This window comes from Hymenobacter tenuis, from assembly GCF_054780495.1.
The window spans coordinates 1,506,026-1,520,843 of record NZ_BAAGWF010000001.1; the positions used below are offsets into that span (position 1 = coordinate 1,506,026).

Genomic DNA, 14,818 nt, shown 5'->3' on the forward strand with positions numbered 1-14,818 from the left:
CCCGAACTCAGCTCTGTACCCCGGCCGCATGCCCCAGCCCGACAACACGACTCACCCAACACCGGCCAGCGGCTTCGGGCACCAGTATACCCTAGTGGCCCTGACGGGTGCCGACCTGACCAGCACAATAGTAGAGCAGCACTGCGCGGCGGGCGTAGCACCGGAACTGCGCTCAGCTGGGGCCATCGTACCCGAAAGCTTGACCATTGGGCAAGGGCGGTTTACTGGTTTCAATGACCTAGGCGGCGGGCAGCCCAGACCTTCTGTGCTAGTAGCGCAGCAAGGAGACGACTTGGTGGTTTCGTGCAGTTGCGGGGCAACACCAGGCGGGCTCTGCGAGTACCAGGCGCAGGTGCTACTAGCCCTAGTGCAGCGCCCCGACCTCCGGATTTTCTTTGATGCACCCTTACGCCGGCTGCGCCTGCGAGCCGTGGCCAAAGAGTATGGCATGGAGCAGGCCCCCAATCTGGAGGATTATTTTCAGCTGACCTACGCGGAGCGCGAGCTGACTATTACGCCCATCCAGCCCGAAATGCTGCCCGTTACGGACGCAACCAAAGAAGAGCTTGTTCGCTACCTGCTGCCCGCCAAACGGCCGCCAGTTCCCGAGGAAACGACCAGCCAGCGTCTGCTCGTGCTGGGCCGCCACCGCTATTATGGGCACCTGACTGTCCAGTTGGTAGAAGCCGAAACCACGGTGTTGGGAAAACTGAAAAACCCGCTCACGATGCTGAACCCATTGGATGGCATCTGGCAGCTCACTGACCCCGATCGGTTGAAGTTCTATACCGGCCTAGCGCGGTTTCAGCACAATTATGACGAGGCTCGCACAGGCGCTGCACTAGAGGCTCTGCGAGCTGTGGTCCGAAACCCTGAACAGCTGCCGGTGTATGCCCATCAGGCAAGCCTCGGGGAGAAGGTAACGGCACAGTCGGTGCTGCCGGTGCGGGTTCACGGGTTGCCACTAGAGCTGCGCTTGTCGGTGGCGGAACAGGACGAGTTTTACCGGGTGGAGGGCAAGCTCTGGGTAGCGGATCAGGTGCTGGATCTGAAAGACCTGATTATTCGCTACGAGTACTTTTTGGCCGTGCATGATGAGCTGTATCTGCTCGATGACTTGGACGTGTGGCGCGTGGTGGAGTTTTTCAAAAAGCGGAACAACGCCCTGTTGATTCACCAACGCAAGTTCGACGAGTTTCGGGAAGAGGTGCTGACCAACCTCGAAGATAAGGTGCACATCACGTACACCTACCTGCGGCCGGCCACGCCCGAACAGCTAGAGTCCGGAGGGTTTGCCGAGGAACCTAAAATGCTGCTGTACCTCTCGGAGGCGGGGCCGCACGTGGAAGTGCTGCCCGTGATGCGCTACGGCGAGCGGGAGGTGTCGGTATTGTCGCGCAAACAACTGTATGCGCTGGATACGCTCGGGCGCCCGTTTGTGGTAGCGCGTGATGTTGCCGCCGAAGAACGGTTTCTGAAAGCGCTGCTACGCCACTACCCTCACTTTCAGGAGCAAGTGCAGCAAGACTCGTTGTACGTGCCGAAAAGCCAGTTTCTGGACGAAGAGTGGTTTTTGGAGGCGTTTGAGGACTGGCGCACCCAGCACATTGCCATTCTTGGCTTCAACAAGCTCAAGGATAATACCCTCAACCCACACAAAGCCCAGATTTCGATACAAGTAAGCCGCGAAACCAACTGGTTTGATACGGAGCTGCGGGTGCGCTTCGGCAAGCAGCAAGCCAGTATGCGGCAACTGCACCAGGCCATTCGGAACCGCCGCCACTATGTGACCCTTGATGATGGTACGCGCGGCATTTTGCCCCGGCAGTGGATGGAGAAGTTTGCCCGCTACTTTGCCGCCGGTGAGGTAATAGCGGAGCGGTTGCGCACTCCGAGCATCAATTTTTCAGCAGTAGAAGAGCTGTACACGCCCGAGGAACTAACTTCGGACGCGCGCGCGCAGCTAGCTGCCTACCGCACTGCGCTTAGCCGGTTTACGGGCATTGAAGACCTAGTGCCGCCCAGCGGCTTGCAGGCCACCTTGCGCAACTACCAGCAGCAGGGGCTGAACTGGCTAAACTTTCTGGATACCTTCACCTTTGGGGGGTGCCTAGCCGATGACATGGGCCTAGGCAAAACGCTACAGGTACTGGCGTTCATACTGTTGCAGCGCGAGAAGGGCCACGTAGGAGCTAATTTAGTGGTGGTACCTACCTCCTTGGTGTTTAATTGGCAGGCCGAGGTAGCCAAGTTTGCGCCCTCGCTGCGGGTACTGGTGGTGCACGGTGCCAACCGACCGAAGGAGGCGCAAGGCTTCGGGGAGCACGATATTGTGCTGACCACCTACGGAACACTAGTGGCTGATATTCGGATGTTGCGCGCGTATCGGTTCAACTATGTGTTTCTGGACGAAGCCCAGGCCATCAAAAACCCCGATTCGCAACGTTACAAAGCAGCTTGCCGGTTGCAGGCCCGCAATAGGGTAGTACTCACGGGCACGCCGCTAGAAAACAATACCTACGATATCTACGGGCTGCTGTCGTTTGCCTGCCCTGGGTTGCTGGGAAGCCGGGCGCATTTCAAGGCGCATTTCGCTACCCGCATCGACAAGTTCAAAGATGAAGGACAGGCCCAGGCGTTGCAGCAGAAAATCAGGCCCTTTGTGCTGCGCCGCACCAAGGCCCAGGTGGCGCCTGAGCTACCCGAAAAAACCGAGATGGTGCTTTACTGCGAAATGGGCACCGAGCAACGCCGCGTGTATGAGGCCTGCAAGCAGGATTACCGCAACCTGATGCTAGGCAAGCGCGAAGATGTAACCAGCAAAGACCGCCTTCACCTGCTGCAAGGCCTCACTAAGCTGCGCCAGATATGTAACTCGCCCGCGCTATTACCTGATGGGGAATACTTCGGCGCAGCCTCGGCGAAACTGCACGTGCTGCTCGAGGAAATCCAGAACCACGCCCCGCAGCACAAAATTCTGATTTTCTCGCAGTTTGTGAGCATGCTCGATCTTATCCGGCCCATGCTGGAGGTGCACGATATTCCGTATCAGTATCTTACGGGCCAAACCCGTCAGCGCGAGGCCGTCGTGACGGCGTTTCAGCAGCAGGAGCAGGTGCGCGTGTTTCTTATCAGCCTAAAAGCCGGCGGCACGGGCCTCAACCTCACCGAAGCCGACTATGTGTACATCGTGGACCCGTGGTGGAACCCGGCCGTTGAAAACCAGGCCATTGACCGCAGCTACCGCATCGGGCAAACTAAGCACGTAGTGGCCGTGCGCCTGATTTGCCCCAACACGGTGGAAGAGAAAATCATGCAACTGCAGGAAACGAAACGCGAGCTGGCCCAGGACCTTATTCGGACGGATACAGCCCTGCTAAAAACCCTTTCGAAACAAGATCTGCTGGAGCTGTTCAGCTAGCAAACATGCTTCTTTGCGGGTACTTGGTTGTTACAACAGGCCTAGTGGTCCGGCATTAGGTGGCAAACAAATTCTGTTACATTCGGGCCGCAGGATACACTGGTTTCCGGTTTGGGCGCACCCTCATCCTCGTATTTATATTGTAGTTACTACCCTTTCTCATGGCCGAAACCCCCACCATGCACGTGCTCGATATCGTGCAGATGTCGCCGAAAGAAGTGTTTATCGTCGGGCACCTACAGGGCACTATTGCGCCCGGCCCGTGGGAGTTGCGTCTAAACGGAGAGGTAGTAACCACGCTGGAAGTAAGTGGCGAGGCCCAGATAGAAGCCAGCCGCAAAGGCAAATTGCAGCCGCCCCGCGTAGCCGTGTGCAAAGGCCAGGCAGAGAAAAGCCGCTTCGATTTCACCCGCGACGAGGTGACGCTGGTGCGCGTGTAGGGCGCCCTCAATCAGGAATGCGGCTTACCATATTTTTGTAGCAAACGCAAGCCGCTTAGTACCGCTCCTCGTTTCGTACTGAGCTCAGTTCAATAAGATATTCACATGCTGAGCGGAAGCCGTCTTCGTTCTCAGGGCTTCGGCGAAGCACCATATGGTAGCTATCAGCCTGATGAGATTCCAGAAGCCATTCTGATCCATCCAACATGCCCGGACGAGGCTGGCAAGAGGACATTGTTGGAAATTGGGTTTGAGCTAATAAAACTTGCAAATGGTACCATTGCTCTGGCCTAACCGCAACAGTCGTTTCTTCACTATTAACTTGTTTTGCCCGGCGTTTACCTTTTGCCACTTGTTTTTGAAATGTAGGATCAGCCATCATTTCACGATAAAATCTCCAGGCTTCTTCACGTTCTTCTGCCGAAGAAGTGGAGGGTAAGCTATCAGGGTGATGAATGGTATAAGTAGTGAAGCCTGGATGCTTATCTAAGAGCTGTGTTTGAAGCGTACTACCGCCTTTGGTATGGCGTAACGTAAGTAGCACGGGACGGTGGAAAGAACGTAACCAGAGGAAACGGATAATTTCAGCATCTAAATAATAGTTAGAGAGTACAGGTGCCTCAAAGTAAGTAAGTGCATAGGAGGCATGCTCTAGTGCATAGGTGCAATTGGAAAATCGAATGTCACTTATATAAAACATCCTTGGCCGCTTGTGCTTTGGGATATAAGTGGGATGTAGTGAATCAGCGGCCGGAAAGTAGAATGTCGTTGAATCGCGCGGCCGCCCCTGCGCATCAGAAATGGCGGGGTTTTGCGAATAAACAGGGCTAGTGTGTGTTGGAGCGGAACAACCAGCTAGGGAGAGGCTAGCAAGCCCACCGAACAAGGCAAAATAGAAGTGTGGCATACAGCTAGAGGACAAATACCCGCTATAAGCACGGTAGATTTCCTCAACTTTCTGCATTAATCAGGCATTAGTGCTAATTAATGGCGAAAGTATTTGCTGATTTATACAGGAGGAAAGCGTGTTATTGAGTATCGTACAGCCCACTTTTGGTGTCACAGTTGTAAGGGCATTTCATGGGCGTTCCTAACATCTTATAAAAATCTGCTATTGCTCCTGTCTTTGTGCTAGGCTTAGGACCGAATAAATCATTCCCTTGCTTATCAACGGCCACTATGATAATATCTTCCTTAAACCTGTTTCCGGTATTTTTGGCCAGGTAAACTCGGAAACCTACTGCATTATCTTGGTCTAATACCTTTTTTATAGAGTCCTCATTGAAATAGAAGGCATAAGCTTTGTTACAATTTGTTTTGTCAGAATTATCATTTCGGTGTGCTCTTGTTAAGCCTCTGGCAATTGCTGTATCCGAAAACAGTCTGCCTGCATCAGCTTCGAAAGGTGGCGCTGTTTCATTGCAAGGGGCTAGAAGATCAGTGCTATCAGCTGCCGCGACGCTACTCGCTGAATTGTTAGCCGCCGCTTGCTCCTTGTCGGTTGAGGTACCGCAGCTGCCTAGGAAACCGGAAAGCCCAACCCAAAGGCAGGCGTGAGTAAGATTGATTTTCATACCAGCAGCCAGATATAAAGGTGAAAAATTGAAAGGCTAGGGTGAAATTTCTCACCAAAGGAGTGTGGCATACCCCAAAAGGAGAATTGTGATTAATGATACAATTAAATATTGTATATATTATATAAACGACAGAAAGATTGTTGAAAGAAAGCTAACTGGCAAAGGAGCCGAAGGGGGAAATAGCATCGGTGGAAACCTTATGCACCCAGGGTTCAACACAAGCGCATATAGGCTCGATAAAGACAGTTAGGTTGAAAAAACTGTATGAAACGCGTGCAGTGAAGCGTTTTGCCGCGTAAAAAGGCCTATTTCGGGGCAACCTCGGCCGAACTTTTCGCTACTTTTGGCTGACACCCGGAGCCCTGGCGGCCTCGGCCTCTCTCTGCGTAACGCTTTCTGATGAAACTATTCCCCCGCCTGGCGCTGGCCGCCACCCTCACAGCTGCCGCACCCGCGGCCGCGTTGGCCCAGCAAACACAGGTGTTCACCAACGATGAACGCCATTTCCAGGAAGGCCTCGAACTCTTCGACCGCGGCAAGTACGGCGCGGCCCAGCAAGCCTTCCAGCACTACCTCGACCTTACCCAACGCCGCAACGGCGAGCTGGCTCCCGGCCGCACCGTTGATGCCGAGTATTACTACGCCGTTTCGGGCCTGTACCTGTTTCACCCCGATGCCGAGGACCGCATTCTGGCCTTTGCCACCAACAACCCGGCCCACCCTAAAGCCTCGCAGGCGTATTTTGAGCTCGGTAAATTCTACTTTGATAAGAAGGTTTATACCAAGTCTATCGATTACCTGCAGAAGGTAGGGCCGGATAACCTCTCCGACGACCAGCGGGCCGAATCGGAGTTTAAGCTCGGCTACAGCTACTTCGCTCAGAAGGAGTTTGACAAGGCCAAGCTGCAATTTGATCGGAACAAAGTAGGCAGCAGCCAATACCGCTACGCCAGCTCGTATTACGCCGGCTACCTGGCCTACCGTGCCGGCGACTACGCCGGAGCCCGCAAAGACCTGGCGGTGGCCGAGCAGAACGACGCCTACAAGCCCGTGGTGCCGGCCGTCATGTCGCAGATTTACTACAAGGAAGGCGACTACGATGGGCTGATTGCCTACGGCTCGCAGGCCTTGCAGCAAACCCCGCCGCCCCAGAGTGCTGATGAAATTCAGTTGCTAGTAGGGGATGCCTACTACCAGAAGCAGGATTTCAAGCAGGCGGCCGAGTACTTTGATAAGTATGCCGCCGGCCGTAAGAAGATTGAGCCCGAAGTGCAGTACAAAGTGGGCTATGCCAACTTCAAGCAAGGCGATTTCAAGGGCGCAATTGGCAGCCTAAAGGGGGTAGCAGCCCGCCGCGACTCGTTGGGGCAGAATGCTGCGTATCACCTGGGCTTGAGCTACCTGCAAACCAACCAGAAGCAGCTGGCCTTAAACTCGTTCGATGCAGCACGCAAGCTCACCTTCGACAAGGTTATCACCGAAAACGCGACGCTCAAGTATGCGCAGGTAAACTACGAGCTTGGCAACACGCAAGAAGTAATTGCCGCCCTGCGCGACTTTCCGAAGCGCTTCCCACGGTCAAAAAACCAGGCAGCTGCCGACGATATCCTGAGCGAGAGTTTTCTGAACTCCAACGACTACGCTCAGGCGCTGAACTACCTCGATAACCTGGATGACCGGAGCACCAAGCTAAACGCTACCTATCAGCGCGTGGCGTATCTGCAGGCCGCTACCCTTTACAACAACAACCGCTACCAGGATGCGCTGCCGGTACTGGAGAAAAGCCTCAAATACCCCCAGGACGACGCCCTGCGCGCCGCTGCTCAGGTTTTGAAAGGCGAAATCTACAGCTACGGACAGCAGTACCAGCCCGCCATTACGGCTTATACAGCTGCAGCTCGCACCGCTCGCACCGGCTCTGCCGCAGAAACTGACTTCGACCAGAAAGCACGCTACGGGCTGGGCTATGCCTACTACAACACCAAGCAGTATGACCGCGCCCGTCAGCAGTTTCAGGCCTGGCTGCAAGACCCGGTAGCCAAGCCCGCTGACCCAAACTATTACGACGTGACCCTTCGCCTCGGCGACACTTATTACATTGCCAAGCAGTACCAACAGGCCCTCGATCAGTACAACAAAGTGATTCAGGCCAACGCGGCTGATAAGGATTACGCCTACTACCAGAAAAGCGTCGTGCTGGGCCTGATGGGCAAGCGTGAAGAGGCCTCCAGCACCTTAAGCACACTGCTGAAAACGTCGCCCAGCTCGCGCTACGCCGATGATGCCGTGTATCAGCAGGCTCAGCTTGATTTTGAAGCGGGCGCGTTTCAGCCCGCCGTTGATGGGTTCTCGCGCCTGATTTCGGCCCGGCCCAACTCGCCCCTGATACCACAGGCGTTGCAGAAGCGGGGAGTAGCCTACCAGAACTTGGAAGAGCATGCCAAGGCCGCCGAGGACTTCAAGCGCGTGCTAAGCCAGTATCCGCGTACGAAGTCGGCGGCCAGCGCCATCTACAGCTTGCAGGAAAGCCTATCGGCCCAGGGCAAAACCGAAGAGTTCGACCAGTATCTGGCGCAGTTCAAGCAGCAAAATCCCGATAGCAAAGCCTCGGAAAGTGTAGAGTTTGAAGCGGCCAAATCATTGTACCTAAGCGAAAAGTACGCCCAGGCCATTCCGCGTCTGGAAGGCTACCTCAAGCAATACCCCAATACGGTGCTGGCTGCCGATGGCCGCTATTTCCTGGCCGACTCTTACCTGCGCACCGACCGCAAAGCCGACGCTTTGCCCCGCCTGAAAGCAGTGGTGGAAGAAGGCAAAAGCGAGTTTGTAAACCGTGCCGTTGGCCGCGTGGCGGATTTGGAGTTTGAAAACAAGAACTACGCTGAGGCTGCCAAATACTACGCGCGGCTACGAGAAGTATCGCCTAACAAGCGGGAGGTGGCTAACGCTGGCATCGGGCTGATGAAAAGCTATTATGAGGCTGGCGACCTGGAAGGCACCCGCCGGGTTGCCCAAGAACTTCAGGCCCAAGGTGGCGCGGCGCTGAATGCTACCAATCTGGCGCTGCTCTACTTGGGCAAAGCCAGCTACAAAGCCGGCAACCTCGATCAGGCGATTACCGAATTAACCACGGCGGCCAATACAGCCAAGGATGAAAGCGGCGCCGAGGCCCAGTACCTGCTGGCCCAGACCCTATACCAGCAAAAGAAATACCCCGAAGCCCTGGATGCTGCCTACAAGAGCAACTCCGACTTCTCAGCCTATGATGTGTGGCTGGGCCGGGCCTTCCTGCTGATTGCCGATGTGTATAAGGAGCAGAATGAAATCTTCCAGGCACGAGCCACGCTCAACTCCATCATCGACAACAAATTCCCGGTAGCAGAAATTGTGGAAGGAGCCAAGCAGCGCCTTGCCGCTCTGCCCGCCGATGCTACTACGCCTGCACCCGCTCCGGCAACCGGCACGCCCAAAGCGCAGCCCGGAAAAGCAGCTCCTGCTAGCCCCAAAACAACGCCCAAGACCTCGACAACCACTAAGCCAACTGGCAAGGCCTCAACTAGCGGTAAGACGCCGGTTCGAAGCTCCTTGATGCCTAGTGATGTGCAGCCTACTGACTCCACAGCCAACCCGTCGGCAGCTCCGCAGGCGGACGAGGAGTAGAAACCAGTTGGTTGAAGCGCAGTCGAATTTAGTTTAAGCTGTGGTATAGTTGCCCAGATTAAGCAGCCTAGTAATCATGATTTAATGGGAGGAAAGTAGGAGAGTATACATGCCAGCAACGCCAGCATGTGTACTCTGCTTACTGCCCTCCCAAGACCCCATACCCGAATGCTACACCCGTCGAAACTGTTGGCCGCCGCGGCCCTGCTGACTACCACCGTTCCGGCCACCAGCGCCTGGGCGCAGAAGACGCGCGGCAAGATTGAAGACGCCGAAATTGAGATTGTAAAGGAGCGGGTGAATGAACTGCCCGAGGCCACCCGAAATTTTGAAAAAGTGAAGGTGGAAGCCCCCACCAAAACGGCGGGCGGCGTCGCTTACACATACCCCGACTTCCGCTTACCCGCCGATAAGCTTAACCCTTCGGTGCGGGTGCTAACTATCCGGCAGGAAGAGCTGGCGCCACTCACGGGCAACTATCTGAAAGGGGCTATTGGCAACTACGGCACGGTGTATGGCCGGGCTTACTTGCACAATACCCGCTCAGAAACGGCCAGCTACGGTCTCGATTTTCGGCACCTATCTTCTTCCCGGGGCGCTGTGGATAAAGAAAACTCCAGCCAAGCCCAAACCAGCCTGGGCCTGAATGGCGAAACATATAGCGGCCCCTTGGTGCTAGGTGCCAAAATAGACCTAGGCCGGGAACGGTACAATTTTTATGGCTACAATCGCAACGTGCCGCTGTTGCCCGAGCAGGATAGCCTCAAGCAGGTGTTCAAACGGGCGGGGGTGAAAGTATATGCCCGCAACCGCGCCCAAGACGCCGCCTTCCAGTACGATTTGGGCCTAGGCTTCAATTACTGGAGTGACTTCTTCCAGGCCCGCGAAAGCAACCTCTACGCCACACTGCGCTCTGGCTACCGCTTGGGCGAAAGCAGCCGCGTGAGTGTAAATGGCGACGTGTCCTTTATTTCGCACAAGGACTCCTTAACGGTTAGCCGGCCATTTGTGCAGGTAACGCCAGCCTATGAGCTTACTCTCAACCGCCTAGCCCTGTCTGTGGGCGCAACCCTCGGCTACACCGGCGACACCATCCTGAATGCGCCAAAATTCAACGTGTTTCCGGCAGTGCGTGCCGCTTACACCGTTACCGAAGACAAGTTTGTGCTCTTCGCGGGCCTAGGCGGTGCCATCCAGCGGGTCACGATGTATGATCTGACCACCGAAAATCCTTGGCTGGCGCCCAACGTGCGGGTAGCTGATACGCGCCGCGGCCCCACGGTGTATTTTGGCTTTAATGCTACCCCCGCTCGCGCCCTGCAAGTGAACACCCGCATCACGCTGGCCAGCGACCGGAATCTGTACTTCTATAACAACTCCCGCCGCGACTCCAGCAAGTTTGATTTGGTGTACGACCCCAAGGCTACCCAGCTGATTAACGTACATGGCGAAATCATTTACAACGCCTCGGAGCAGTTCCGGCTGGGCCTGAAGGCCGATTACAACGGTTATAATGTCAAAACCCTGGCTAAAGCGTTTCACCGTCCGGCGTTCCAATCGGTGGTATTTGGCACGTATAACCTCTACGACAAGCTGCTGCTGGGGGCGGAGTTTTATACGTACAGCTCAAGCTTTGGAGTTGGCTACACGCCCGGCTCGTTTGATCCCGCGTACATTCCCGGGGCCCAAATCATCCGGCCAACCGATACAATTATCGACCTGAATCTGCGCGGAGATTACCGCATTATGGAAAATCTGTCCATATTTGTTCTGGGCAACAACCTGCTTGGCCGCAAGTATGAGCGATTCCTGAACTATCCAGTGAAAGGAATTAACGTACTGGCCGGCGTTACCTACGACTTTTAACTTGACCGGAATTTACCTCTAGACCCGACGGCTAACCGCTTGTCATCCTGAGCATAAGAAAGGACCTTATCACGCTGTTGCACCCCTGGCACAGTAGGAGTAAGGTCCTTTGCCGTGCTGAGAATAACAGGAGTCTTTACCCTGGTAGCTTTCCTCGTCTTTCCACCCTAGTATCCGCAACTGAATGCTTTCTGACCACATCCGCACCTTGCTCCGGGACCATGACTGCGTCATTATTCCTGATTTTGGCGGCCTGATTGCCGACTACGCGCCCGCCCAGATTCATCCGGTGCGGCACACACTGGCCCCGCCAGCCAAACGCGTAGCTTTCAACCAGTCCTTGACCCGCAACGACGGTCTGTTGGTAGATGCACTAAGCCATAAGCTGAACATCAGCACCGTGCAGGCGCGCCAACTGGTGCGCGAGGCTGTGCTCCGGATGGAAAGCGAACTGGAGTCCGGTCTGCGGACGGAGCTTCCTGGAGTGGGCATATTCCGGCAGGCACCGGGCCGCGGCCTTGAGTTTGAATACACAGGCGGTCAGAACCTGCTCAATGCCAGCTTTGGGCTGCCTGAACTGATATCGCGGCCCGTGCGCGCCACCGATGCCTTGCTGGCCCGGGAGCGGCCCACGCCTGCGCCGCTGCTGGCTTCGGCCCGTTCGAGCCGGGCGGTTCGGGCGTTCCGTACCATTGGCACCGTCGCTATTGCGGGGCTGGTGCTATCGGCCAACTACTTCTTTGCTGACATGTTTGGGTATCTGCCCAGCAGCCTGCGCATGTCTTCCCTAGGCCTATCTACGGCTGAAGCCCCGGCACACAACCGCAGCGTGGCCCAGTCGGCCATGACGCATCAGCAAGCGGCACTGGCCAGCACTTCCTCTTCGGAACTGGATGCGGCTCCCGCCCCGGAAATAACCACTGCCGCCGCGGAGGCTGAGTGGAATGAAGCGGCTACCCCCGTTGCAAGCGCCAAGCCGGCAGTTGCAAAACCGGTTGTGAAGCCAGCCGTGAAAGCAGTTGTACCAGCGTCGGCTATCAAGCCAGCCGTTACCATCGTTGCCAAGCCAGTACAAGCTGCCAAGGGCAAGCCGGTTGCGAAAGTAACGAAGCCGAATGCTCCCGGTTGGGAAAAAGCGGCAGCAACCAATGCAACCCCCGGCGCCGAAACCTCGACCATTAAAAGTCGTACGGGCCGTTACTATGTAGTTGCTGGTTCGTACAAGACGCTGGCAAACGCGGAGAAAGGCCGTCAGGCGCTGGTACGCCTGGGGCACCCGGCACGCGTAATTCTGCCAGCGCCCGGCAGCCGCCAGTACATGCTCTCCGTGGCAGATTATCCTGACCGGGCTTCGGCCGACCGTCAGGCCAGCATCCTGCGCAAGCGTATGGGCGACCTGTGGATCAAAAATTACTAATCACTGACCTTGACTTGTTAGTACGAAATTAAGGCTAGCTAAAGCACTCAGGCAAAGTAATTTACGGCCTGCGTGTTTTAGCTATTCTTTTGCTTCTTACCCTTACTCCCCGCATGACGCACCTGCTCTCTTTGCTGCTTCAACTCCAGGTGGGGGATGCTGCTCCCGCCGCTTCTCCTGCCGCCGCTGACTCTGCTGCTACCGCCGCCAATGCGGCCGCTAATGCAGCTCCTGGTCTTTCCATGATTGATCTGGTGCTGGCCGGGGGCTGGATTATGGTACCGCTGTTTTTGCTGCTCTTCCTCTCGGTCTACATTATTCTAGAGCGTTACCTGACCATCCGCAAGGCCGGCGCCGTTTCCGAAACCTTCATGCCCGGCATCCGGGGCCTGATGGTGAAGGGCGATTTGCAGGGCGCTAAAATGCTGTGCGCGCAGAACCCGACGCCACTAGCCCGCATGATTGAGAAAGGTATCCGGCGGATTGGACTACCCCTCAGCGAGATTGAAACCAGCGTGGAGAACGTAGGAAAAATCGAAATTGCGCGTCTCGAGAAGAACATCAACGTGCTGGGTATTGTGGCCGGTATTGCCCCTATGCTTGGTTTCGTGGGTACCATTATCGGGGTAATCAAGATTTTCTACGCCATTAGCTCAACCGGCGACTTCGGCATTGCCCAGATTTCGGGTGGTTTGTACACTAAAATGGTGACCTCCGCGGCGGGTCTTATTGTGGGTATTGTGGCCCACATCGGCTACCACTGGCTTAGCATTATGGTGGAGCGCATGGTGTTTCGCATGGAAAACTCGGCCATCGAGTTCATGGATATTCTGCAGGATAACTAGAAGTGAAATGGTGAACGGTGAAGTTGTGAAATAGACTTAATACTTCACAGTTCACCATTTTGCTTTTTACAAACACACCGCATGGACCTCAGCCGGCGTCGTAAGCTTTCTTCCCACGTCGAGACCAGCTCGATGAACGACATCATGTTCTTCCTGATGCTGTTCTTCCTAATTGTTTCGACGATGGTGAATCCGAACGTTATCAAGCTCATGCTGCCCAATGCCCGCTCGGGCAAGCAAGCCATGAAGCAGCCCATCACGGTTTCCGTAGATGCGGCCGGAAAATACTTTATCGACCGTCAGAACATCACGCCTGAACAGCTGGAGCCTGAACTAGCCCGCCGGATACAGGGCCTCGAAAGCCCAACAGCCGTGCTCCGGGTTGATGCTTCCCTGAACGTGCAGAAGCTGGTTGATATTCTGGAAATTGGCAACCGGCTTAAAATTAAGATGGTGATGGCCACCCAGGCCCAGCAAGGAAAATAGCGCCCCAAATCACTAGGTGCCTGTGGGCACCAAGCCGCCCGGACTAGCGTTTTCTCTCTGCCAGAGGCTAGGCCATTCGGTTGGTTTGGCCTGACAAGACTCGACTTCATAACAGACAACTCACATGGAGTACCGCGAAGAACATCGGCGCGAAGCCCTGATTGGAACCGTGGTTCTGCACGCGGCCCTGGTGGCCCTGTTCGTTTTCACGGTATTCAAAGGCCCTGATCCACCTTTGGAAACCTTGGGCGGCGACGGGGTAGAGCTCAACTACGGCGTAGATGAAGTAGGTTCCGGCGACATTCAAAGCCAGGCCCCGGCCAATGAGTCAAAAAACCGCGAGGACAGCCGCCCGCCCGCCTCGCAGCCTGATCCCACGCCGCCCCGCGCGGTAGCCCAGCCCGACCCCACACCGCCCACTGAGCAGCGGGTGGTAACCAGTGAGGCCGAGGAAAGTCCCGTAACGGTGCCCCCAGCTCCCAAGCCAGCCCCCGTTCGGGAAGAAGCGCCCCCAGAGCCGCCGCGCCCCAAAGTAGACCAGCGGGCCGTGTTTACACCCAAGGCCAACCGCGCTGACGGCGGCGGTAACGGCGTAAACGGCACCAGCAACGCACCTACCGGCAACAACAACGGCGACAACCCCGGCACCGTGGGCGACAAAGGCGACCCGCGCGGCACCTACGGCGGTACGGCCTATTCCGGCGAGCCCGGCAGCGGCGGCCGCGGCACCAGCCCCGGCAGCGGTGGCCTCGAAATGGCAGGGTGGGCCATTGTAAGCAAACCCAGCGTGCCGGCTCTAGACAATAACTCGGGTACGGTACGCTTCAAAATCCGGATTAATGCCGAGGGAGAGGTGGAATCAGTCACTAAAGTGTCCGGAACCGTTTCGGCTGCCCAGGAGAAAGTGTGTCGGGATGAGCTGCTGAAACTGGAATTCCGCCGCACCAGCTCGGCTGAGGGAGGCGCTACCGGCTTCTATACCTTCCGCTTTACGGTGAGGTAGTTTCGGTAGGTTCCGGCGCATGCTCTGCAGGAGTACGAGGTATCAAGAAAGGCAAAACCGCCGCTCCGCTAGTTTGGGGCGGCGGTTTTGTCTGTACAGAGGG

At 56.0% G+C, this 14,818-nt stretch carries 10 protein-coding genes; 8 read left to right on the forward strand and 2 right to left on the reverse strand.

Annotated elements, in window-relative coordinates:
- Positions 1–28 precede the first annotated feature (28 nt).
- Complete coding sequence (locus tag ACYVGU_RS06470) at positions 29–3,421, forward strand: DEAD/DEAH box helicase (RefSeq protein WP_460621357.1); 3,393 nt, start codon at positions 29–31, stop codon at positions 3,419–3,421.
- A 161-nt stretch (positions 3,422–3,582) separates the two neighbouring features.
- Positions 3,583–3,861: a hypothetical protein gene (locus ACYVGU_RS06475; RefSeq protein WP_460611857.1), complete on the forward strand. Its 279-nt coding sequence runs from the start codon at positions 3,583–3,585 to the stop codon at positions 3,859–3,861.
- Between the two features lie 55 nt (positions 3,862–3,916).
- Here ACYVGU_RS06475 and ACYVGU_RS06480 read toward each other — a convergent pair whose 3' ends face one another.
- Together ACYVGU_RS06480 and ACYVGU_RS06485 are read right to left on the reverse strand one after the other, a co-directional pair.
- On the reverse strand, positions 3,917–4,768 hold the full coding sequence (locus ACYVGU_RS06480; protein WP_460621358.1) for a hypothetical protein: 852 nt from the start codon (positions 4,766–4,768) through the stop codon (positions 3,917–3,919).
- A gap of 121 nt (positions 4,769–4,889) precedes the next feature.
- A complete protein-coding gene (locus ACYVGU_RS06485; RefSeq protein WP_460621359.1) occupies positions 4,890–5,435 on the reverse strand; it encodes a hypothetical protein in 546 nt (181 codons plus the stop codon).
- A 402-nt stretch (positions 5,436–5,837) separates the two neighbouring features.
- Here ACYVGU_RS06485 and ACYVGU_RS06490 point away from each other — a divergent pair, with 402 nt between their 5' ends.
- The 6 genes from ACYVGU_RS06490 (at position 5,838) to ACYVGU_RS06515 (ending at position 14,715) form a co-directional block, all read left to right on the forward strand.
- On the forward strand, positions 5,838–9,098 hold the full coding sequence (locus ACYVGU_RS06490; RefSeq protein WP_460621360.1) for a tetratricopeptide repeat protein: 3,261 nt from the start codon (positions 5,838–5,840) through the stop codon (positions 9,096–9,098).
- Positions 9,099–9,266: 168 nt separating this feature from the next.
- Positions 9,267–10,964: a TonB-dependent receptor gene (locus ACYVGU_RS06495; protein WP_460621361.1), complete on the forward strand. Its 1,698-nt coding sequence runs from the start codon at positions 9,267–9,269 to the stop codon at positions 10,962–10,964.
- 184 nt (positions 10,965–11,148) lie between these two features.
- Positions 11,149–12,381 carry an HU domain-containing protein gene (locus ACYVGU_RS06500; RefSeq protein WP_460621362.1) on the forward strand — a complete coding sequence of 411 codons (1,233 nt, stop codon included), beginning with the start codon at positions 11,149–11,151 and terminating at the stop codon, positions 12,379–12,381.
- Between the two features lie 113 nt (positions 12,382–12,494).
- The gene (locus ACYVGU_RS06505) at positions 12,495–13,226 is read left to right on the forward strand and encodes a MotA/TolQ/ExbB proton channel family protein (RefSeq protein ID WP_460611851.1); all 732 of its coding nucleotides are present in this window, start codon (positions 12,495–12,497) and stop codon (positions 13,224–13,226) included.
- Positions 13,227–13,307: 81 nt separating this feature from the next.
- Entirely contained in the window at positions 13,308–13,712 is a 405-nt protein-coding gene (locus ACYVGU_RS06510; RefSeq protein ID WP_460611850.1) for an ExbD/TolR family protein, read from the forward strand.
- A 124-nt stretch (positions 13,713–13,836) separates the two neighbouring features.
- Positions 13,837–14,715: a Sec-independent protein translocase family protein gene (locus ACYVGU_RS06515; RefSeq protein ID WP_460621363.1), complete on the forward strand. Its 879-nt coding sequence runs from the start codon at positions 13,837–13,839 to the stop codon at positions 14,713–14,715.
- Positions 14,716–14,818 lie beyond the last annotated feature (103 nt).